The organism is Janthinobacterium sp. SUN118 (assembly GCF_030397695.1).
GTDB lineage: Bacteria > Pseudomonadota > Gammaproteobacteria > Burkholderiales > Burkholderiaceae_D > Janthinobacterium.
The window spans coordinates 251,891-273,213 of record NZ_JAPUBV010000006.1 but is presented as its reverse complement, the minus strand read 5'-3'; the positions used below and the strand labels follow the sequence as shown (position 1 = coordinate 273,213).

The 21,323-nt window shown below is 64.5% G+C and carries 23 protein-coding genes and 1 riboswitch; of the genes, 18 read left to right on the top strand and 5 right to left on the bottom strand.

The annotated features are described in order from the left end of the window. The first annotated feature begins 219 nt into the window (after positions 1-219). The 18 genes from cobT (at position 220) to yacG (ending at position 17,831) form a co-directional block, all read left to right on the top strand. Complete coding sequence (cobT, locus tag O0880_RS26945; protein ID WP_289889510.1) at positions 220-1,260, top strand: nicotinate-nucleotide--dimethylbenzimidazole phosphoribosyltransferase; 1,041 nt, start codon at positions 220-222, stop codon at positions 1,258-1,260. Positions 1,261-1,264: 4 nt separating this feature from the next. Then, positions 1,265-2,071, top strand: a complete 807-nt coding sequence (locus tag O0880_RS26940; protein ID WP_289889509.1) for an adenosylcobinamide-GDP ribazoletransferase — start codon at positions 1,265-1,267, stop codon at positions 2,069-2,071. Positions 2,072-2,077: 6 nt separating this feature from the next. Next, positions 2,078-2,632, top strand: coding sequence for a histidine phosphatase family protein (locus O0880_RS26935; protein ID WP_289889508.1), 555 nt, complete (start codon positions 2,078-2,080; stop codon positions 2,630-2,632). Positions 2,633-2,676: 44 nt separating this feature from the next. Continuing rightward, positions 2,677-2,919: riboswitch (cobalamin riboswitch) on the top strand. Positions 2,920-3,045: 126 nt separating this feature from the next. Continuing rightward, positions 3,046-4,914, top strand: a complete 1,869-nt coding sequence (locus O0880_RS26930) for a TonB-dependent receptor (RefSeq protein ID WP_289889507.1) — start codon at positions 3,046-3,048, stop codon at positions 4,912-4,914. 88 nt (positions 4,915-5,002) lie between these two features. After that, complete coding sequence (locus O0880_RS26925) at positions 5,003-6,028, top strand: iron ABC transporter permease (protein ID WP_289889506.1); 1,026 nt, start codon at positions 5,003-5,005, stop codon at positions 6,026-6,028. Between the two features lie 7 nt (positions 6,029-6,035). After that, positions 6,036-6,803 carry an ABC transporter ATP-binding protein gene (locus O0880_RS26920; RefSeq protein ID WP_071325257.1) on the top strand — a complete coding sequence of 256 codons (768 nt, stop codon included), beginning with the start codon at positions 6,036-6,038 and terminating at the stop codon, positions 6,801-6,803. 1 nt (position 6,804) lies between these two features. Next, entirely contained in the window at positions 6,805-7,437 is a 633-nt protein-coding gene (cobO, locus tag O0880_RS26915) for a cob(I)yrinic acid a,c-diamide adenosyltransferase (RefSeq protein ID WP_289889505.1), read from the top strand. 7 nt (positions 7,438-7,444) lie between these two features. After that, entirely contained in the window at positions 7,445-8,011 is a 567-nt protein-coding gene (gene cobU, locus O0880_RS26910) for a bifunctional adenosylcobinamide kinase/adenosylcobinamide-phosphate guanylyltransferase (RefSeq protein WP_289889504.1), read from the top strand. Continuing rightward, entirely contained in the window at positions 8,005-8,958 is a 954-nt protein-coding gene (cbiB, locus tag O0880_RS26905; RefSeq protein WP_289889503.1) for an adenosylcobinamide-phosphate synthase CbiB, read from the top strand. The genes cobU and cbiB overlap by 7 nt, the downstream gene beginning before the upstream one ends. Then, positions 8,951-9,937: a threonine-phosphate decarboxylase CobD gene (gene cobD / locus O0880_RS26900; protein WP_289889502.1), complete on the top strand. Its 987-nt coding sequence runs from the start codon at positions 8,951-8,953 to the stop codon at positions 9,935-9,937. The genes cbiB and cobD overlap by 8 nt, the downstream gene beginning before the upstream one ends. Beyond that, positions 9,934-10,833, top strand: coding sequence for a cobalamin-binding protein (locus O0880_RS26895; RefSeq protein ID WP_289889501.1), 900 nt, complete (start codon positions 9,934-9,936; stop codon positions 10,831-10,833). Before cobD ends, O0880_RS26895 begins: the two co-directional genes overlap by 4 nt. Further along, a complete protein-coding gene (locus O0880_RS26890; RefSeq protein ID WP_289889500.1) occupies positions 10,830-12,305 on the top strand; it encodes a cobyric acid synthase in 1,476 nt (491 codons plus the stop codon). The genes O0880_RS26895 and O0880_RS26890 overlap by 4 nt, the downstream gene beginning before the upstream one ends. Before the next feature lie 100 nt (positions 12,306-12,405). After that, positions 12,406-13,878, top strand: a complete 1,473-nt coding sequence (locus O0880_RS26885) for a DHA2 family efflux MFS transporter permease subunit (RefSeq protein ID WP_232250971.1) — start codon at positions 12,406-12,408, stop codon at positions 13,876-13,878. Between the two features lie 73 nt (positions 13,879-13,951). Next, positions 13,952-15,148, top strand: coding sequence for a type II secretion system F family protein (locus O0880_RS26880; RefSeq protein WP_289889499.1), 1,197 nt, complete (start codon positions 13,952-13,954; stop codon positions 15,146-15,148). A gap of 105 nt (positions 15,149-15,253) precedes the next feature. Then, the gene (locus O0880_RS26875; RefSeq protein ID WP_071325266.1) at positions 15,254-16,123 is read left to right on the top strand and encodes an A24 family peptidase; all 870 of its coding nucleotides are present in this window, start codon (positions 15,254-15,256) and stop codon (positions 16,121-16,123) included. 42 nt (positions 16,124-16,165) lie between these two features. Further along, positions 16,166-16,813 carry a dephospho-CoA kinase gene (coaE, locus tag O0880_RS26870; protein WP_289889498.1) on the top strand — a complete coding sequence of 216 codons (648 nt, stop codon included), beginning with the start codon at positions 16,166-16,168 and terminating at the stop codon, positions 16,811-16,813. A gap of 62 nt (positions 16,814-16,875) precedes the next feature. Beyond that, positions 16,876-17,631, top strand: coding sequence for a cell division protein ZapD (gene zapD, locus O0880_RS26865; RefSeq protein ID WP_071325268.1), 756 nt, complete (start codon positions 16,876-16,878; stop codon positions 17,629-17,631). Positions 17,632-17,642: 11 nt separating this feature from the next. Further along, positions 17,643-17,831, top strand: coding sequence for a DNA gyrase inhibitor YacG (yacG, locus tag O0880_RS26860; protein ID WP_071325269.1), 189 nt, complete (start codon positions 17,643-17,645; stop codon positions 17,829-17,831). Between the two features lie 123 nt (positions 17,832-17,954). Here the strand turns inward: yacG and O0880_RS26855 are convergent, their stop codons facing one another. From O0880_RS26855 to argJ, 5 genes are all read right to left on the bottom strand, one after another. Continuing rightward, positions 17,955-18,377, bottom strand: coding sequence for a PIN domain-containing protein (locus tag O0880_RS26855; RefSeq protein WP_071325270.1), 423 nt, complete (start codon positions 18,375-18,377; stop codon positions 17,955-17,957). Further along, positions 18,377-18,586 (bottom strand): hypothetical protein, encoded by a 210-nt coding sequence (locus O0880_RS26850; protein ID WP_071325271.1) that lies wholly within the window; start codon positions 18,584-18,586, stop codon positions 18,377-18,379. The genes O0880_RS26855 and O0880_RS26850 overlap by 1 nt, the downstream gene beginning before the upstream one ends. Positions 18,587-18,706: 120 nt before the next feature. Further along, positions 18,707-19,144, bottom strand: a complete 438-nt coding sequence (locus tag O0880_RS26845; protein WP_071325272.1) for an NUDIX domain-containing protein — start codon at positions 19,142-19,144, stop codon at positions 18,707-18,709. Next, on the bottom strand, positions 19,141-20,007 hold the full coding sequence (locus O0880_RS26840; protein ID WP_289889497.1) for an ATP-binding protein: 867 nt from the start codon (positions 20,005-20,007) through the stop codon (positions 19,141-19,143). The genes O0880_RS26845 and O0880_RS26840 overlap by 4 nt, the downstream gene beginning before the upstream one ends. Beyond that, entirely contained in the window at positions 20,004-21,242 is a 1,239-nt protein-coding gene (gene argJ / locus O0880_RS26835; RefSeq protein WP_289889496.1) for a bifunctional glutamate N-acetyltransferase/amino-acid acetyltransferase ArgJ, read from the bottom strand. The genes O0880_RS26840 and argJ overlap by 4 nt, the downstream gene beginning before the upstream one ends. Positions 21,243-21,323: the final 81 nt, after the last annotated feature.

The window sequence follows — 21,323 nt, the reverse complement described above, 5'->3', positions numbered from 1 at the left end:
AGGAAGAGTATGAAGCATTTCAGCACAATCGTCAACACCTTCTTTTTACTGCATCGCCGTTTCCGGTGATCCTCAAAGCCGCATTTGACTGCGTCTCATTGGGGAGGCGAACTATAGCAAAGCGCAGCACGCCCCGCAAGCGCTATTTTGCAGTTGGGCAAATATTGCCGTGTGATATCGTAGCGCCGACCGCCCCCTGCCTCATCCACATAGATTCCCATGCCTATCCCACACATCTCCCCCACCGCCCATCCTACCCTGGCCAGCGCACTCGACCATGCCATCAATAGCAAAACCAAGCCATTGGGCAGCCTCGGCATGCTGGAAACCCTGGCCCGTCAGATCGGCCTGATCCAGCAAAGCACGCAACTGGCGCTGCACCAGCCGGCCATCATCGTTTTCGCAGCCGACCATGGCATCGTCGCCGAAGGTATTTCCGCCTATCCACAAAGCGTGACCTGGCAAATGGTGGAAAACTTCCTCGGTAACGGCGCCGCCATCAATGTCTTCGCCCGCCAGGCCGATTGCGCCCTCTATATAGTAGACGCGGGCGTGAACCACGATTTCGGTGTGCGCGATGGCTTGCTCGACCGCAAGCAAGGTCCTGGCACACGCAACTTCGCCACGGAACCGGCCATGAGCCAGGAGCAATGCCTGGCCGCCATGCAGGCCGGGATGGATCTGGTCGCCACCTTGGACGGCAACGTGCTGGGCTTTGGCGAAATGGGCATCGGCAACACCACGGCCGCTGCCGCACTGATGCACAAGCTGACCGGCACGCCCGTCGCCGATTGCGTCGGCGCCGGCACGGGCCTCTCGAAAGAAGGCGTACTACATAAACAGCAGGTGATCGAAGCGGCTGTCGCGCATCATGCGGCAGCCAATGAGCCGCTCGATGTGCTGGCCACCTTTGGCGGTTTCGAAATCGCCATGATGGCGGGCGCCATGCTGAAAGCGGCCGAACGGCGCATGATATTGCTGATCGACGGCTTCATCGTCAGCAGCGCCCTGCTGGTGGCGGCCCGTTTGCAGCCGGCCATCCTCGATTACTGCGTGTTTTCGCACTGCTCCGATGAAAACGGCCACCGCCAGCTGCTGGCCAGCCTGGGCGCGCGTCCGCTGCTGCAGCTTGATTTGCGCCTCGGTGAAGGCACGGGTTCCGCGCTGGCCTTGCCGCTGCTGCACGCGGCCGTCAATTTCATGCGCGAGATGGCCACCTTCGCCTCGGCCCAGGTCAGCGAAAAGTCCACGCCGGACTAAGACCATGGCCAATCCCCTTCCCGCCGCAGTCCACCAGTGCCGCCTGTTCTTTATCGCGCTGCAGTTCTTCACGCGCCTGCCCATCCCGCGCTGGGTGGGGTTCGAGCCAGCCTGGCTGCAGCACGCCTCGCGCTACTTTCCCCTGGTCGGCGTAGTGGTGGCGACCATCTGCGGCGCCGTGTATCTGCTGGCCAACTGGCTGCTGCCTTCGGCTGTGGCCGTGCTGCTGGCCGTCGCCGCCGGCATCTACCTGACGGGCGCCTTCCATGAAGACGGTTTCGCCGACATGTGCGACGGCTTCGGGGGCGGCTTGACGCGTGAGCGCGTGCTGGAAATCATGAAGGATTCGCGCATCGGCGCCTATGGCGCCATCGGCATCCTCTGTTTGCTGGCCATCAAATGCGCGGCACTGGCCTCGCTGCCGCCAGCCGTCGTCGTGGCGACCCTGTTCATCGCCAATCCGCTCTCGCGCCTGGCCGCCGTCTCGCTGATCCGGTTCATGGACTACGCGCGCGACGAAGGCAAGGCCAAGCCGATGGCGCAGGAAATGCGCACGGGTGAATTCATCATCGCCGCCGTCTGCGGCCTGCTGCCGGCCGCTGCCTGCGGCGTACTGGGAATATTTGACTGGGGCGCGCTGGCCTTTGCCATCGTGGCGGCGGCCACCTGCGCATTCTGGCTGGGCCGCAAATGCCAGCGCCGCCTGCAAGGCTACACGGGCGACTGCCTGGGCGCCGTGCAGCAGATGGCGGAAGTGGCTGTCTACCTGGCCATCCTCTCCAGCTTCCAGCCTCCCGTGCGCTTCTATTAAACACGCATGCGCCTGATCCTCGTCCGCCACCCCGCGCCGCAAGTCGCCAGCGGTACCTGCTATGGCCGCAGCGACGTGGCGGTGGCGCCGCATGACATGGCTGCCGTGCGAGCCAGCCTGCAAGCAAGCTTGCCGGCACATGTGCCGCTCTACGCCAGCCCGCTGCGCCGCTGCGCCGACCTGGCGACAGCATTGGCGCAAGACCTGCCTGCCAGCGCCCTGCGCTTTGACGACCGGCTAGCCGAAATGGATTTCGGCTCCTGGGAAATGCACCCCTGGCACGCCATCGAGCGCGCCGCGATCGACGCCTGGGCGGCCGACTTGGCCCACTACCGCCCCGGCGGCGGTGAAAATGTGCTGGCAATGGCCGCCCGCATCGATGCATTTCTGCATGACCTGTTGCGCGAACAACACGAAACGGCGGTCATCATCTGCCATGCGGGCACCATCCGCCTGCTCTGCGCATTGCAAGCCGGGCTGCCATTGGAGGAAACGGCCCTGCTGGCAGCCAATTCGGTCCATAAAATCGGCTACGGTGCGACGGTCGTCGTCGATTTCTGATATCGAATTGTCCAGCCAGTCATGTCAGTCCATGCCTGCTGCACGTATAATGGCGGGGTTTTGGTGCCCGCGCTCATGTCCATGAGCGCAGTTAAACGGGAAACACGATGCCGCGCTCGCGGCGAACGTGTGCTGCCCCCGCAACGGTAAGCAAGTGTCGCCCCTCCCTACAGGAAGCGGGCGACAAGCTATCTCTGACAACCACTGTGCTTGCAAGCATCGAGCATGGGAAGGTGGGATCGCTGTACTTGCCAGCCCGGATACCGGCCAGGACAGGTGGAAGTGTGCGAACGGGGATGTTCGCGATCCAAATGGCCCATGGCCATCTTCGATCGTCATCTTCAGTTCCCACTTCTGTTCAATCTGGCCTACGGGGACGTCGGCTGGTTGCATATTACTTACTGAAAATTATCATGACCCATGCTGTTTCCCGCCACGCGGCGCTCACGTCGCTCGCGCTAGCCATTGCCGCACCTGCCGCTTTCGCCCAGACCACGCCCGACACCTTCGATCCCGTTGTCGTTACCGCCAGCCGCTACCCACAGCACCTGAGCGAAGTATTGAGCGACACGCAGACCATCAGCTCGGAAGACATCGCGCGCTCGGGCGCCGGTACGCTGATCGACCTGCTGCAAAAGCAGCGCGGCATTGAAGTCAATCGCAATGGCGGCCCAGGGACAAATTCGAGCGTATTCATTCGCGGCGCAAACAGCAACCAGAATATCGTGCTGGTCGACGGCGTCCGCATTGGTTCCGCCACATCGGGCGCTGCCAACTGGAGCGCCCTGCCCCTGTCGAGCATCGACCACGTTGAAATCGTCTACGGTCCGCTGAGCACCATGTATGGCGCAGATGCCGTCGGCGGCGTGATTCAGATCTTTACCAAGAAAGGCGATGGCGCGACGCGCTTTTCCGCCTTCGCTGGCTACGGCCGCTACAACACGCGCCAGGCCGAAGCCAGTGTTGCCGGCTCTACCGGTGGCGACAACAGCTTCAGCTACGCGCTGACCGCGGGCAAGGAAAAATCGGATGGCTTTTCCGCTTCCAAGCTGGGCGCCTCGACGTACACCTACAATCCGGACAAGGACGGCTACGACAAGGAAAGCGTCAGCGGCCAGTTTGGCTACCAGATGGCGAAAGGGCATGACGTCGGCCTGGTTTTCCTGAACAGCAAACTGGATGCACAATACGATTCGGGATTGAACTTCGACGCACGCAATCACAATAAGCTGGAAAGCATCTCGGTCTTCACGAAGAATCAATTCTTGCCAAACTGGACCAGCGAGCTGCGCTATGCACAAGCCAAGGACAAACAAACCTCTGTTTCCGCAGTTGGCGCCTTCGGCAAAAGCCAGTTCGACACCAAGCAAACGGACATCAGCTGGCAAAACGATATTCTCATTGGCCGCGACAACCTGCAATTGCTGGGTGAATACCGTGACGAAGATGTCGTGAGCTCCGCCAAAGGCCTGTCCGGCGGACGTAATACAAAATCTTTCGCAGCATCGTACAACCTGGTACGCGGCGCTCACCTGGCCAGCATCAGCGGCCGTCGCGACGACAGCTCGGCGTTTGGCACGCATAACACCGGTAGCGTCGCCTATGGTTATCGTTTCAGCAATTCCTTGCGCGCCAACGCCAGCTATGGCACCAGCTTCCGCGCCCCGACCTTCAACGATCTTTACTACCCTGATTCCGGCCTCCCCACGAACAAGCCAGAAAAGGGCCGCAACGCTGAAATCGGCTTGCATTACAACGACGGCCAGTCGCAACTGAGCGCGATCTACTACCATAACAAGATTACCGATTTGATCAACTACGTATCGGCGTGTCCAGTCATTGGCTGGAAACCAGGCTATGGCTGCAGCATGAATGTCGACAAAGCCGTGCTCAAAGGTGTGACGCTGGCTGGTGGACACAAGTTCGGCGCCTTCAACGTCAGTGGCAATATCGACCTGCAAGATCCACGCAATGAATCGATGGACAAACAATTGACACGCCGCGCGAAAAAGCACGCCAATTTCGCCGTCGATTACACGACAGGTTCCTTGACCGCTGGTACTGAGTGGCAATTGTCGGGCAAGCGTTTTGAAGATACCGCCAACAAAACCACTCTCGGCGGCTATGGCTTGCTGAACCTGTACACCACCTACCAGTTCGCACGCGACTGGTCGGTGCTGGCTCGCTGGAACAACATCACCAACAAGGACTATGAACTGGGCCGTTTCTACGCGACACCAGGCTCAAACCTCTTCGTCGGTGTGCGCTACGGTATGAAATAAGCACGTAGTAATGATGTAAGCTGCGGGCGGTGACGCTATCCGTCATCGCCCGCAGTGCAGTTCTGTAGTCCCCGTTTTAAAGGTATGCATGCACCCATTTTTCCGCAACATGCGCCACCGCGCCACCGTGATCCTCACGGTGCTGGTCGCGTGCGCAGTTGCCAGCCTGATTTTCTCCGGCATGATCGGTTCGATCGCGATTCCGCTCGCCGACTTGCCCTCCGCCCTGTTCCATGTCGTACAGGGCAAGACCGACACCCTCGCCGCCACCCTGCTCGACCTGCGCCTTGGCCGCGCGCTGACCGCGTTTGTCACCGGCGCGGCACTGTCGCTGGCCGGCGTGATGATGCAGGCGCTGCTGCGAAACCCACTGGCCGACCCGTACGTGCTGGGCATTTCCGCCGGCGCCTCCGTCGGCGCCCTGGCCGCGCTGCTGTTCATGTGCGCACTGTGGGTGGTCGACGCGGCGGCGTTCGCCGGCGCCGTCGGCGTCTCCATGCTGCTGTACCTGTTTGCGCGGCGCGACCTGCGCGGCGGCACGGCGGCCGAAGGCGGCGCCTCGCTATTGCTGCTGACGGGCGTGATCCTGGCTTCGGCCTGCATGGCCATCGTCACCCTGATGCTGTCGATCGCGCCGGAAAGCCGCTTGCGCAGCATGGTGTTCTGGATGATCGGCGACCTGTCCGGCGCGCCGGCGCGGCTGATGCCCTGGCTGGTCCTGGGCGGCGCCATGGTCTTCGCGCTGCGCTGCGCGCGTTCGCTCAACGTCATGGCCCTGCACGCGGAAGCGGCCAGCACGCTGGGCGTGCGCGTGGGCGCCCTGCGCAAGGGCCTGTTCTTCTGTTCCGGCCTCCTCACGGCCAGCGCCGTCACCAGCGCCGGCAGCGTGGGCTTCGTCGGCCTGATCGTGCCGCATGCGCTGCGCTTCGCCTGCGGTCCCGATCACCGCCTGCTGATTCCCGCCGCCGCCCTGGCCGGCGGCACCTTCCTGGTGCTGGCCGATACACTGGCGCGCACCGTGCTGGCACCGTTGCAGCTGCCCGTCGGCGTCGTCACGGCGATGATAGGCGCGCCCGTCTTCCTGTACCAGCTGCATCGATTGCGCAGGGGATGAAACAAACATGATCCGCACCTATCAACTGGGCCTGAAGGCCGGCGCGCGCTGCCTCGTGGAAAACCTCACCTGGCGCATCCAGGAGGGCGAATGCTGGAGCGTCATCGGCCGCAACGGCGCCGGCAAGAGCACCCTGCTGCGCGCCCTCGCCGGCTTGCGCGAACCGGATGCTGGCCACGTGACGATACAGGGCCGCGCCCTGATCGACTGGCCGCTCGACGAGCTGGCGCGCGAACGGGCGTTCCTGGCGCAGGCGCGCCACGACGCGTTCTCCTACCGCGTCATCGAAACGGTGCTGTCGGCACGCCACCCGTATCACGACAACCACTATTGGGAAGGCAGCGACGACCAGCGCATCGCCCTGGCGGCGCTGGCGTCGATGGAAGTCGAGCACCTGGCCGAACGTGACGTGCGCAGCCTGTCCGGCGGCGAGCGCCAGCGCGTGGCCATCGCCGCCATGCTGGCACAGGATACGCCCTTGCTGCTGCTCGACGAACCGGCCAACGCACTGGACCTGGCACACCAGGTCAGCGTCATGGGATTGCTGGCCAAACTCTGCCGCGAACAGAATAAAACCGTGGTCATGGTGGGCCATGACCTGAACCTGGCGCACAGCGTCTCGACCCATGCGCTGCTGCTGATGGGCGATGGCGGCTGGCTGGCCGGCCCCGTGGCCGAAGTCATGCAGGCGCCAACCCTGAGCGACTACCTGGGCCACCCGATCGAAATCATCGCCCACGGCAAACGCAAAATATTCATACCGAAAGAGGACTGACATGAGCGACAACAAGAACATCGACGCGGACACCGCCGCCATCAACGAACGCCACCGCGTGCGCATGGAGAGAAAAAAGGCCATCATCGACGCGGCCATCGCCAAGGCCGACAAGGAAATCGGCATCATCATCGTCAACACGGGCAATGGCAAGGGCAAGAGCTCGAGCGGCTTCGGCATGGCCATCCGCGCCATGGGCCACGGCATGAAAGTGGGCGTGGTGCAGTTCATCAAGGGCGCCATGTCGACGGGCGAAGAGAAATTCCTGCGCCGCTTCCCCGACGAAATCAGCTTCCACGCGATGGGCGAAGGCTATACCTGGGAAACCCAGAACCGTGAACGCGACATCGAGAAAGCGGAACTGGCGTGGGAACAGGCAAAGACCTTCCTGGCCGATCCAGCCTATGGCCTGGTACTGTTTGATGAACTCAATATCGCCCTCAAGTACAAATACCTGGACGTGCACAAGGTGATTGCCGACCTGCTCGAGCGCCCGGCCATGCAGCACGTGGTCATCACGGGCCGCGGCGCGCCCGATGAACTGATCGCCATCGCCGACACCGTCACCGAAATGGCCGTCGTCAAGCATGCGTATGCGGCCGGCATTGGCGCGCAACTCGGCACCGAGTGGTAACAGCGCCATGACGCGCACCCTGGTCTTCGGTGGCGCCCGTTGCGGCAAGAGCGCCTACGCCGAGCAACTGGCACGAGCGTCCGGCAAGGAGGTCATCTACATCGCCACCGCGCAGGCGGGCGACGGCGAAATGGCCACGCGCATCGCGCATCACCGGGCGCAGCGCCCGGCAGACTGGCCCACCGTGGAAGAACCGCTGCGCCTGGGCGACGCCATCCTGCGGCAGGCGCTGCCCGGCCGCCTGCTGCTGGTCGACTGCCTGACCCTGTGGCTGACGAACCTGATGTTTTCCACCGGCGAGACCTATCCGGACGTGGGCGACATCGCCCTGCCCGAACTGTTTCACAGCGAGCGCGCGCACCTGCTGTACGCGCTGGCCGAAATCGAGGAAACCGGCTGCGACCTCGTGCTGGTATCGAACGAGGTGGGCATGGGCATCGTGCCGTATGGCGCCATCTCGCGCTGCTTCACCGACGAAGCGGGCCGCCTGAACCAGGCCGTCGCGGCTCTCTGCGACAGGGCCGTTTTTGTCGCCGCCGGCCTGCCGCTGCACCTGAAGGGCGGCCCATGCTGAGCGGCTTGTCGCTGCCCATGCTGGCGGGCCTGATGACGGCCGGCGTGCTGCTCGACATGCTGCTGGGCGAGACGCGCCGCTGGCATCCGCTGGTCGGTTTTGGCCGCCTCGCGAATGCGCTCGAGCGCCTGCTGAACCGGGGCCGCGGGCGCTTCGTGCGCGGTGCGCTGGCATGGATGCTCGCCGTGCTGCCGATCAGCTATGCCGCCTACCGGCTGTGCGGCCTGGCCGGTGCGGCCCTCCACGTCTTCCTGCTGTATCTATGCCTCGGCTTGCGCAGCCTGCGCGACCATAACCAGCCGATCGCCGACGCGCTGGCCGCCGGGGATCTGGACAACGCGCGCCTGCTGACGGCGCGCATCGTCAGCCGCGACACGGCCAACGCCGATGCGGCCAGCCTGGCCAAGGCCAGCACGGAATCCTTGCTGGAAAACGGCAACGACGCCGTCTTCGGCACCCTGTTCTGGTTTGCCGTGGCCGGCGGCCCCGGCGCCGTGCTATTCCGGCTGGCGAATACCCTCGACGCCATGTGGGGCTACCGCAACGCACGCTACGACTGGTTCGGCTGCTGCGCCGCGCGCATCGACGACATATTGAACTACCTGCCGGCGCGCCTGACGGCCCTGTCGTATGTCTTGCTGGGCAAGCGCATGGCGGACAAGCAGCGCGCCTGGCACTGCTGGCGCAGTCAGGCGCCGCACTGGGGCAGCCCGAATGCGGGGCCCGTCATGGCCAGCGGTGCCGGCGCTCTGGGCCTGGCCCTGGGCGGCGACGCCATCTACGACGGCAAGCTGGAACGCCGCCCGCCGCTGGGCAGCGGACGCCCGGCCGAAGCGCACGATATCGACCGCGCCTGGCGCCTGGTCGCCGAGACGGCCGTGCTGTGGCTGATCTGGGTGGCGCTGCTGGCGGGCCTGTCTTACCTGCGGGAGACCTATCTTGCTTGAACACGGCGGCAACCTGCGCGATGCGGCGCGCGAATATGGCCGGCCGCTGGCCGACTGGATCGACCTGTCGACCGGCATCAACCCGCACTGGTATGCGGCGCCAGCACCGGACGCCAACGCCTGGCACCGGCTGCCGGAAGCCGATCCGGCGCTGGCCGCTGCCGCCTGCGCCTACTACGGCGCGCCGGCCATGCTGCCCGTGGCGGGCACGCAGGCCGCCATCCAGGCCCTGCCCCGGCTGCGCGCGCCATCGCGCGTGGTGGTGGCCGCGCCGTCGTATGCGGAACACGCGCACCATTGGGGCCAGCATGGCCATCAATTGCGCCAGATGCCGTATGCGCAACTGGCCGGCGCCGTGGACCACTGCGACGTGCTGGTCATCTGCAATCCGAACAATCCCACGGGCGAACGCATCGCCCCCGAACTGCTGCGGGAGTGGGCCGCCAGGCTGGCCGCGCGCGGCGGCTGGCTGGTGGTCGACGAAGCGTTTGGCGATACGGAATCGCACGCCAGCCTGGGCCGCCATACGCAGCAGCCGGGACTCATCGTGCTGCGTTCGGTGGGCAAATTCTTTGGCCTGGCGGGCCTGCGCCTGGGCTTTGTCGCCGCCCAGCCCGCGCTGCTGGCACAACTGGCCGACCTGCTGGGCCCGTGGACCGTCAGCGGTCCGGCCCAGCAAGTGGCGCTGGCCGCCCTGAACGACACGTACTGGCAGCAGGCGATGCGCGCACGCCTGCAAACGGAAGGCGAACGTCTGCGGCAGCTGCTGGCGGCCCACGGCATCGCCAGCAACGGCACGGCGCTGTTTCAATGGTGGCCGGAAGAACGCGCCGACGCCTTCTGGCGCCACATGGCGGAATCCGGTATCTGGGTGCGCCTGTTCCGCCACGCCGCCCACGGCATCCGCCTGGGCCTGCCCCCCGACGAACCTGCCTGGCTGCGCCTGCAGCAGGCCCTCACAGCATGGAAGCACACATGAAAAACCTGAACAGATCGCTGCTGCTGGCCGGACTGATTTCGCTGCAGGCGCATGCCGCCATCACCGTGCGCGACGACGACGGCAATACCGTCACCGTGGAAAAACCCGCGCAGCGCATCCTGGCGCTGGCGCCGCACGTCACGGAACTGCTGTTCGCGGCCGGCGGCGGCGAGAAGATCGCCGGCGTCGTCAGCTATAGCGACTACCCGGAGGCGGCGAAAAAAATCACGCAGGTGGGCGACAACCGCCAATACGACATGGAGCGCATCATCGCCATGAAGCCGGACCTGATCGTCGTCTGGATGCATGGCAGCGCCGAGCGCCAGATCGCCATGCTGCGCCAGCTGAAAGTGCCCATCTACCACAGCGAACCGCGCAAGCTGGCCGACATCCCCGACAGCATGGAGCGCCTGGGCCAGCTGATGGGGACGGAAAAAGTCGCCAGACCGGCGGCCGCCCAGCTGCGCGCCAAACTGGCCAGCTTGACGTCGCAATACGCGCAGCGTCCGCCCGTGCGCGTGTTTTACCAGGTGTGGGACAAGCCGCTCTATACCTTGAGCGGCGCCAGCATCATCAGCGATTCGATGCGCGTATGCGGCGGCCAGAATGTGTTTGCCGCGATGAAGGTGGTGGCGCCCGTCGTCACGCCGGAAGGCGTGCTGCAGGAAGACCCGGAAGTCATCTTCGGTACCAGCGAGAAAAGCGATGCGCGCAGCGAAGGCGGACTGGCCATGTGGCGCGCCTTCCCGTCGATGACGGCCGTGCGCCGCAATAACCTGTTCCGCTTGAATGGCGATTTGCTGAACCGCGCCGGCCCGCGCATGATCGAAGGCACGGCCGCCATGTGCGAGCAGCTGGAGCTGGCCCGCCAGCGCCGCGCGAAAGCCGTCCCATGACGCGACAAGCGCCATTTCCGGCGCTGATGGTGCAAGGCACCACGTCCGACGCCGGCAAGAGCACCGTCGTCGCGGCCCTGTGCCGATTGTTGAAACGGCGCGGCGTGACGGTGGCGCCGTTCAAGCCGCAGAACATGGCCTTGAATAGCGCGGTGACGGCCGACGGCGGCGAGATCGGACGCGCCCAGGCCTTGCAGGCGCTGGCCTGCGGCATCGCGCCGCACACGGACATGAACCCGGTGCTGTTAAAGCCTTCGTCGAACACGGGCGCGCAGGTCATCATCCATGGCAAGGTGCGTGCCGAGATGGATGCGCGCGACTACCAGCAGTACAAAACCATCGCCATGGGCGCCGTGCTGGAATCCTATGCGCGCCTGCGTGGGCAATACGACGCCGTCGTTGTCGAAGGCGCGGGCAGTCCCGCCGAAGTCAACCTGCGGGCGCGCGATATCGCCAACATGGGCTTTGCGGAAGCCGTCGACTGCCCCGTGATCCTGGTGGCCGACATCGACCGCGGCGGCGTCTTCGCGCACATCATCGGCACCCTGGCCTGTTTGTCCGACAGCGAGCGGGCGCGCATCGTCGGCTTCGTCATCAACCGCTTCCGCGGCGACATCTCGCTGCTGGCGCCCGGCATCGACTGGCTGGAACAGCAGACGGGCAAGCCCGTGCTGGCCGTGCTGCCCTACCTGCAAGGCCTGTTCCTCGATGCGGAAGACGCCGTCGAAGCGACGCAGGCGGAACGGGGAGCCTTCAAAGTCGTGGTGCCGCAACTGCCGCGCATCAGCAACCACACGGATGTCGACGCCCTGCGCGCGCATCCCGATATCGACCTGCAATTCATCAAGCAGGGGCAGCCGATCCCGCCGGCCGACCTGGTGATCCTGCCCGGCAGCAAAAACACGCGCGGCGACCTGGCCTGGCTGCAGCAGCAGGGCTGGCCCGCCTACCTGGCGAAACACCTGCGCTATGGCGGCAAGGTGATCGGCATCTGCGGCGGCTTCCAGATGCTGGGACAGTCCGTGCACGACCCGCTGGGCGTGGAAGGCGCCAGCGGCGTATCGACGGCGCTGGGCCTGCTCGACATGCACACGCAGCTGACGGCCGAAAAGACGCTGGAACAGGTCACGGGCCACTGCGCATTTGACGAAGCGACTGACATTGCCGTCGCCGGCTATGAAATCCACATGGGCGTCTCGCAGGGCGCGGCCTTGCAGCAGCCGGCGTTTGTCATCAAGGGCTGGCCCGAAGGAGCCGTATCGCCCGACGGGCAGATCCTGGGCAGCTATTTGCACGGCATGTTCGACACGCCCGCCGCCTGCGTGGCGCTGCTGCGCTGGGCCGGACTGAAATCCGGGCATGCGGTCGACACCGGCGCCCTGCGCGAAGCCAGCCTGGAACGCATCGCCGATGCGGCGCAACCGTTGCTGGACGCGCTCGACAAGCTGGAGAAAGCGTCGATATTTCCATAAGGCAATATCATGGCAGGGGGAGCCGGCGACGTGGCGGGGCCATTTATGTGACAATTGCTGGCATACACAGGCGCAGTATCCACGACCAGGCTCCGCATCCATGACCAGTTCCCCGATTAAAAGCTACCTTCCCTGGGTGGTCGCCACCGCCCTGTTCATGGAGCAACTCGACTCCACCATCGTCAACACCGCCATTCCCGCCATGGCAGCCAGCCTGAACGTGACGCCGCTGAGCCTGAAGGCCGTCGTCACCAGCTATATCCTGAGTCTGGCCGTGTGCATCCCCATCAGCGGCTGGATGGCCGACCGCTTCGGCACGCGGCGCGTGTTTTCCGCCGCCGTCGCCATCTTCACCATCGCCTCGATCCTGTGCGGCCTGTCCGTCAATTCGCCGATGCTGGTGGCGGCGCGGCTGCTGCAGGGCGTGGGCGCGGCCATGATGATGCCGGTGGGCAGGCTCACCATCATCCGCACCTTTCCCAAGTCGCAACTGCTGGCGGCCATGAACTTCGTCATCATCCCGGCCCTGATCGGCCCCCTGCTGGGCCCCACGGTGGGCGGGCTGATCGTGCACTGGCTGTCCTGGCGCGAGATTTTCTTCGTCAACGTGCCCGTGGGCCTCGTGGCCCTCTACCTGGCGCACCGCTACATGCCCGACTATTACGGCGACAAGCCGCGCCCGCTGGACCTGATCGGCCTGGTGCTGTTCGGCACGGGCATCGCGCTGCTGTCGTGGCTGCTGGAAATCTTCGGCGAACACCGCATCGACCCCACCTCGTTTGCCGTGCTGCTGTTCATCTCGATCAGCCTGCTGGCCGCGTATGCCTGGCACTCGAGCGAAGTGCTGCATCCGCTGCTGCGCCTGACCCTGTTCAAGATCCGCACCTTCCGCGTCTCCGTGGTGGGCGGCTTCGTCACGCGCCTGGGCGTGGGCGGCCTGCCCTTCCTCTTGCCGCTGCTGTACCAGCTGGGCCTGGGCTTGCCCGCCTGGCAGTCGGGCCTGCTGATGATGCCGTCGGCCGCCGCCGCCATGGGCATGAAATTCATTTCCGCGCGCGTGCTGGCCCGCTTCGGCTACCGCCAGGTGCTGATCGTCAACACGGTGCTGATCGGCGTCACCATCGCCATGTTCTCGCAGGTGGGCGTGGGTACGCCCCTGTACGTGATCGTCGCCATCAGCCTGTGCATGGGCTTTTTCAATTCGCTGCAGTTTTCCAGCATGAACACCATCGCATATGCCGACGTGGACAATGCCGACTCCAGCATGGCCAGCACCATCGCCAGCTCGATGCAGCAGCTGTCGATGAGCTTTGGCCTCGCTTTCGGCTCGCTGATCACGGGCTGGTACCTGGGCGACATGCCGCAGTCGGACCGCGCCATGCTGAGCACGGCATTGCACCACGCCTTCCTGACCCTGGCCGCCTTGACGGTGCTGTCCTCGCTGACCTTCTGGACCTTGCGCCGCGACGATGGCGAAAGCATCAGCAAGGGCACGGACATCGACGAGGAAGACGCCGCCGATGTGAAAGCCCAGGCCGTTGTGCAGACGGAAGTGCAAACGACAAAAGGCTGAGCCAGATCAAGCTTGCCGCCAGCGCCGCTGGCGCTTTGGCCTGCCGCTGCTACCTTGACGGCAGGAGGCGTACATGGCGGCCGAGCAGCGGTTTGCATGGAAAGGCACTGACCGCCATGGCAAGACGGTGGACGGCGTCCTGCGCGCGGCCGATGCCGGCGCCGCCAAGGTCGCGCTAAGGCGTCAGGGCATCCTCGCCAGCAAGGTCAAGGCCCCGCGCGCCGCGCCCGGCAAGGCCATCACGCACAACGATATCGCCCTGTTTACGCGCCAGCTGTCGACCATGATGGCCGCCGGCGTGCCGCTGCTGCATGCCTTCGACATCGCCGGCAAGGGCCACGCCAAGCCGGCCATCACGCAGCTGATGCGCGACTTGCGCAGCGATATCGAAGCGGGCAGCAGCCTGCAGCAGGCGTTCCGCCAGTATCCGCTGCTGTTTGACGAACTGTATTGCAACCTGCTGGCCGCCGGCGAGCAGGCCGGCATCGTGCAGGAATTGCTGGCGCGCCTGGCCACTCACCAGGAGAAAGCCATCGCCCTGCGGCGGCAAGTGCGCGGTGCGCTGATGTATCCGCTGGCCATCGTGCTTGTCGCCATCGTCGTCACGGCCATCATCATGAGCGTGGTCGTGCCCGCCTTCCGCCAGGTCTTTGACAGCTTCGGCGCACCGTTGCCGCTGCCGACCTTGCTCGTCATGGGTTTGTCGTCCTTTTTCGTGCGCTACTGGCCAGGATTGGCTGTCGCGCTGGCCGTGGCCGCCCTGCTGCTGCGCCTGGCCTGGCGCCGCTGGCCCGCCTTGCGCCGCCACGCCCAATGGCAGGCGCTGCGCTTGCCACTGTTCGGCCCGCTCCTGCGCAAGGCGGCGATCGCGCGCTGGACACGCACCCTGGCCGCCATGTTCGCGGCCGGCGTGCCCCTGCTCGACTCGCTCGACCTGGTGGGTGCCGCCTCGGGCCACGCGCTGTACCGGGAAGCGACGCAGCGCATCGAACGCGACATTCGCGCCGGCGGCAGCCTGGCCCTGGCCATGGAGCATGCCGGCGTGTTTCCCGACCTGCTGACGCAACTGGCGCTGATCGGCGAGGAATCGGGCGCGCTGGACGCCATGCTGTCGCGCGCGGCCGAGATCATCGAAGGGGAAATCGAAGCCAGCATATCGGTCCTGGCATCGCTGCTGGAGCCGGCGCTGATGGTGGTGCTGGGCGTGCTGGTCGGCGCCCTCGTGATCGCCCTGTATTTGCCCATTTTTAAGCTCGGCGCCGTGATTTGAACGATCGCGCCGCCAAAACACCCCCATGCGCTGGCGGATGTTTTACACTGCGGCAGTGCCAGGCAATGTTTGCGCGGCAACAATCTTCACTTCAGACTAGTCACCATGCTGCAAGATACCCTGTTGTTCGCCGCGCCCGGCAACCTGCCCGTCGCCCTCGTCGCCGCCCTGTTCGGCCTGATCGTCGGCAGCTTCCTGAACGTCGTGATCCACCGCATCCCGAAAATGATGCAGCGCGACTCCGATAATTACGTGGCGGAAGAAAGCGGCCAGCCGTTGCCGCATACGGACCGCTACAACCTGATGCTGCCGCATTCGAACTGCACCGCCTGCGGCCACCGCATCACGGCCATGGAAAACATTCCCGTCATCAGCTACCTGCTGCTGCGCGGAAAATGCAGCGCCTGCCAGGCACCGATCTCGGCCCGCTATCCGCTGGTGGAATTGCTCACGGGCGCGCTGTCGGCCGTGCTGGTCTGGCATTTCGGCAGCGGCTGGACGGGGCTGGCCACGCTCGTCTTTGCCTACCTGCTGATCGCCATGACCTTCATCGACGCCGATACGCAAATGCTGCCGGACGACCTCACCTTCCCCCTGCTGTGGGCCGGTCTGCTGGTCAATATCAACGGTACTTTCGTGCCCCTGCAGGATGCCGTCATCGGCGCGGCCGCCGGCTATCTGGCCCTGTGGAGCGTGTACTGGGCCTTCAAGCTGGCGACAGGCAAGGAAGGAATGGGCTATGGTGACTTCAAATTGCTGGCGGCGCTCGGTGCCTGGCTGGGCTGGACCATGTTGCCGACAATCATCTTATTGTCGTCGCTGGTCGGCGCCCTGGTCGGTATCGGCCTGATCGTGTTTGCCCGGCGGGGACGCGACAAGCCGATTCCGTTTGGCCCCTACCTGGCCGCCGCGGGCCTTATCGCCCTGCTGTACGGCACGCCGCTGTCGCAACTCACGCTTGGCCTGATCGGCTGATTTTCTTCGCGCAGCATGGCTGCCCCGGATTGGACAACAGATATGGAAACACAGAACGCGCCCTATTTCAGCGTAGGACTCACTGGCGGCATCGGCTGCGGCAAGAGCACGGTGGCCGACATGTTCGCCGCGCGCGGCGCCACCATCGTCGACACCGACCAGATCGCGCACAGCCTGACGGCACCGAATGGCGCGGCCATGCCGGCCCTGGTGGCCGAATTTGGCGCCGCCTATGCCGATGCGCGCGGCGCCCTGGACCGTGCCAGGATGCGCACTCTCGTGTTTTCCGATGCCGACGCCAAGGCGCGGCTGGAAGCGATCCTGCATCCACGCATCCGCCAGGCGACCCTGGCGGCGGCCGCCGAAGCGACGGGCAGCTACGTGATCTTTGCCGTGCCCCTGCTGGTCGAGTCTGGCGGATGGGTGGAGCGGGTCGACCGCGTGCTGGTCATCGATTGCCTGGAAAGCCTGCAAGTATCGCGCGTGATGGCGCGCAATGGCTTATCGGAAGAACAAGTCAAGGCCATCATGGCGACGCAGGCGACGCGCACCATGCGCCTGGCCGCGGCCGACGACGTGATCGATAACAATGGCGATTTGGCAGCACTCGAGCCGCAGATTGCCCAGTTGCACGATTTATATCTGGCATTTTCAAAAAGAATGGCTGGAATCGGGTCGCAACGTTTGTAATTTGTCGACGCTTGGTTCAAAATCACGGGATTGTTTGCAGGTCCTTACTTAAGGGAACTATTTTGATTGTCTACGAATACCCTTTCAACGAACGCATACGTACCTTGTTGCGGCTGGAAGACCTGTACGACAAATTCAAGTTCTTCGTCCAGCAGGAACATGCAATGCAACACCATGTTGCTTTGGCAACTATTTTCGATATGCTCGAAGTGGCCGGCCGCGCCGACCTGAAATCCGACTTGCTGCAGGAGCTCGAGCGCCAGCGCCAGAGCCTGCTGGGCTACCGCAGCAATCCGAATGTGGAACCGGAAACCCTGGACGCCATCCTGGCGGAACTCGACAGTGTCAGCGGCGCCCTGGTGGCGGCGCAAGGCAAGACGGGGCAGAATATCCGCGACAATGAATGGCTGATGAGCATCCGCGGCCGCACCATCATCCCGGGCGGCGCCTGCGAATTCGACTTGCCGTCCTACTTTGCCTGGCAAAAACGCAGCTCGGAACAACGGCTGGCCGATATTCACGCCTGGTTTGCCCCGCTGGCCCCGCTGTTCGATGCGCTGGCCCTCGTGCTGCGCCTGCTGCGCGATTCGGGCGGCCCCGTGAAACTGATCGCCAATGGCGGCAGCTACCAGCAAATGCTGCAAGGCAAGGTCTACCAGATGCTGCGCCTGAGCCTGGATGAAACCAGCGGCGCCATCCCGGAAATTTCCGCCAACAAATACATGCTGTGGGTGCGCTTCACCACCCAGGGCGGCGACTTGAAACCCAAGCCGCTGGAAGACGATGTCCCATTCGAGCTCACGCTCTGTAATTTTTAACTGTAATCGCCATGACCGTAGTCAACTGCCCTACCTGTGCCGCCAAAGTCGAATGGACTGAAGCCAATAAATACCGCCCGTTCTGCTCGGAGCGCTGCAAGCAGATCGACCTGGGCGCCTGGGCCGAGGAAAAGTACACGATCCCCGCCGCCGATCCGTTCGAGGATCCGCTGGCAGACGAAGACAACAAGCCGCAATAAGAACCGCGCCCAACACCGGCAGCGTGGGCGCCGGCCTGCGCTACCTTGCCAAGGCAGGGCTGCGCCGCTCAAGCACATCCCCTTTCGCCCGCTACGGCGTCATGCGACGCCGCGAAGCACGCATCAGATAAACGGATTTTCCAGGCGCAGCCCCTGCGCCACGAAACTGCCGAGCCTGCCACTGACCACCGTCAAGCCATAGGCGATGCCCATCGCCGCGATCTGCCCGTCCACGCCATGCGCATGGGCACGGCCATGCAGGCGCGCGCACACGAGCGCGCAATCGAGGTCGAACTCGAGCAGGCGCGGCGCATACTCGACCAGCAGCGCTTCCAGCCACGCTTCCAGGGCCAGCGCTTCCAATGCCGCCTCGCGCCGCCAGCTTTGCTGTATGCCCGCGCGCAATTGCGCGATGACCTGCACCGGCACATAGCGGGCCGCGGGCGCCACGCGTTCGAAAAAAGCCCCCACGCCCGCCGGCGCAGCGCTGCCGCGGCGCGCGGCAACGATCACGTCCGTATCCAGCAGATAAGCCGGATCAGGCATCAGGAGCGGCGTTCGAAATCCGTGTCGAGCCCCACGGCGGGCATGCTGCGCAAGATATCCTCGAGCGGGCGCTTCGGTAGCGGACGCAAGGCATGGCGCAGGATGTCGCGGTGTTCTTCCTCGATGCTGCGACCATGCGCGCGGGCACGCTTGTGCAGCGCCGCCAGCAGCAATTCATCGGTGTCGGTAAAGGTCAGGGTCAGCGCCATGCGTAGCTCCCGGTGTCTGATTAGAGCACTGTAGCGCAAAGCGCCGCCGATACAAGGGCAGGTCGAGGAAAGCTTGCGCCAGCCATGCAGCTCCTCGCCGCATGCCTGGCGCAAGCGGAATCAGGCCGTTGCCAGCAACGCTACCCGGCGTACCTCGTCCAGCCATTCCAGCAGGGGAATGGTGGCCGGCAGCAAGGGTTCCACGCCGACCGTGCCCTGCCAGGCGAACGCCTGCCCTTCCAGGCTTTGCGGTTCGCCGCGCCAGTGGCGGCTGATGTAGAAGTGCAGGCGCACATGGGCGTGCGGATACACATATTCCACGCCGCACCAGGGTTCGGCGCTGTCGATATATAAGCCGAGCTCCTCGACAAACTCGCGTTTCAAGGCATCGAGAATGGCTTCGCCCGGCTCCACTTTGCCACCAGGAAACTCCCAGTAGCCGTCATACGGCTTGCCGGCCGGGCGTTGGCCCAGCAGTACGTCGCCATTCGGCTTCATCAGGATGCCGACGGCCACATCGACAGGCTGGATTTTTTCCTTCAAGGTCACTTCGCTCATTGCGGCAACTTCCCCGCGTAATCGCGCGCGAATTGCCAGGCCACCCGGCCCGACCGCGAGCCGCGCTGCAAGGCCCAGCGCAGGGCGTCGCCGCGCGCTGCGGCGATGTGCTCCGGCGTGCAGCCGAACGAGGCCAGCCAGTGGGCGACGATATCGAGGTAATCGTCCTGCTTGAACGGATAGAACGACAGCCACAGGCCGAAACGCTCGGACAGCGAGATTTTCTCTTCCACCGTTTCGCCCGGATGCAGATCGCCATCGTCGTCCGTCTTGTAGCTGCTGTTGTCCGACATGCGTTCCGGCATCAGGTGACGGCGGTTCGAGGTGGCGTAGATCAGCACATTGTCCGATTGCGCGGCGATGCTGCCGTCGAGCGCCACTTTCAGCGCCTTGTAGCCGCTCTCGCCCTCTTCAAACGAGAGATCGTCGCAAAAGATGATGAAGCGCTCGGGACGCGCCGCCACCAGGTCGACGATGTCGGGCAGGTCGGCCAGGTCGGCTTTATCGACTTCGATCAGGCGCAGGCCCTGGTCGGCGAACTGGTTCAGGCAGGCCTTGATCAGCGACGATTTCCCCGTGCCGCGCGCGCCCGTCAGCAGCACGTTGTTGGCCGGGCGTCCGCTGACGAACTGGCGCGTGTTCTGCTCGATCTGCGCTTTTTGCGTGCCGATATTGTGCAAGTCGTCAAACGCGATGTTCGACACATGGGCCACGGCCTGCAAATGGCTGGCAGCGCCCTGGCGGCGGCGCCAGCGGAACGCAAAGCTGTTCCAGTCCGGCGCCGGCACGGCTTGCGGCAGGATCGCTTCCACGCGCGCCAGCAGGCTTTCCGCGCGCAGCAGGAATTGATCGAGGCTGGTCATGAGCGGTAGTCGGCGTTGATCGACACGTAGTCATGCGACAGGTCGCAGGTCCACAGGGTCGCCGTGGCATCACCGCGCGCCAGCTTGACGCGGATGGTGATTTCGCTCTGCTGCATCACGCGCTGGCCATCCTGCTCCTGGTAATCGGGATTGCGGCCGCCATTCTTGGCCACCCACACGTCGTCCAGGTACAGGTTCAGCTGGCCCACGTCGAGGTCGTCCACGCCGGCGTAGCCGATGGCGGCCAGAATGCGGCCCAGATTCGGGTCGGAAGCGAAGAAGGCCGTCTTGACCAGCGGCGAATGGGCGATGGAATAGGCGATCTTGCGGCATTCTTCCACGTTGCGGCCGTCTTCTACGGTGACCGTCATGAACTTGGTCGCGCCTTCGCCGTCGCGCACGATCGCTTGCGCCAGGAAGGTCGACAGTTCGGTGACGGCGGCCGCCAGTGCCGCGTAGTGCGGCGAGTCGATGGAATCGATCACCAGGCTGCCGGCGCCCGTGGCCACCAGCATGAACGAGTCATTGGTGGACATGTCGCCGTCGATGGTGATGCAGTTGAACGATTTGTCGGCCGCCTGCTTGACCAGCTGATCGAGCACGCTCTGGGCCACGGTGGCGTCGAACGCGAGGAAACCAAGCATGGTGGCCATGTTCGGCTTGATCATGCCGGCGCCCTTGCTGATGCCCGTCAGGGTGACCGTATGGCCGGCGATGGTCACCGTGCGCGAGCCGGCTTTCGGCTGCGTGTCGGTGGTCATGATGGCTTCGGCAGCCGAGAACCAGTTATCGGAAGTCAGCGCGGCCACCGCTTGCGGCAGGCCGGCCACCAGGCGCTGCACGGGCAACGGTTCGAGGATCACGCCGGTGGAAAACGGCAGGATCTGCTGCGGCGTGCAGCCCAGCAGCTCGGCCAGCGCGGCGCAGCTGGCTTGTGCGTCGGCCAGACCCGATTCGCCCGTGCCCGCATTCGCATTGCCCGTGTTGACCAGCAGCGCGCGGATCGGCGCCGCGCCTGCCGTCACGGCGGCCAGGTTGGCTTTCGAGATTTGCACCGGTGCGGCGCAGAAGCGGTTCAGGGTGAAGACGCCGGCCACGGTGGCCGTCGGCGCCAGTTTCAACACCAGCAAATCCTTGCGGTTGGGTTTCTTGATGCCGGCTTCGGCAACACCGATTTCAATGCCGGCAACGGCTTTCAGGTCGGCGGCGACGGGCTTGGGAGAATTGACGGCCATATGAGTTCTTCTGCGTGGGAAAATGGAAGCGCTATTGTAGCGCCTTCGCGGCCCGGGTGAACATGCGGCAAGGGAATCGTC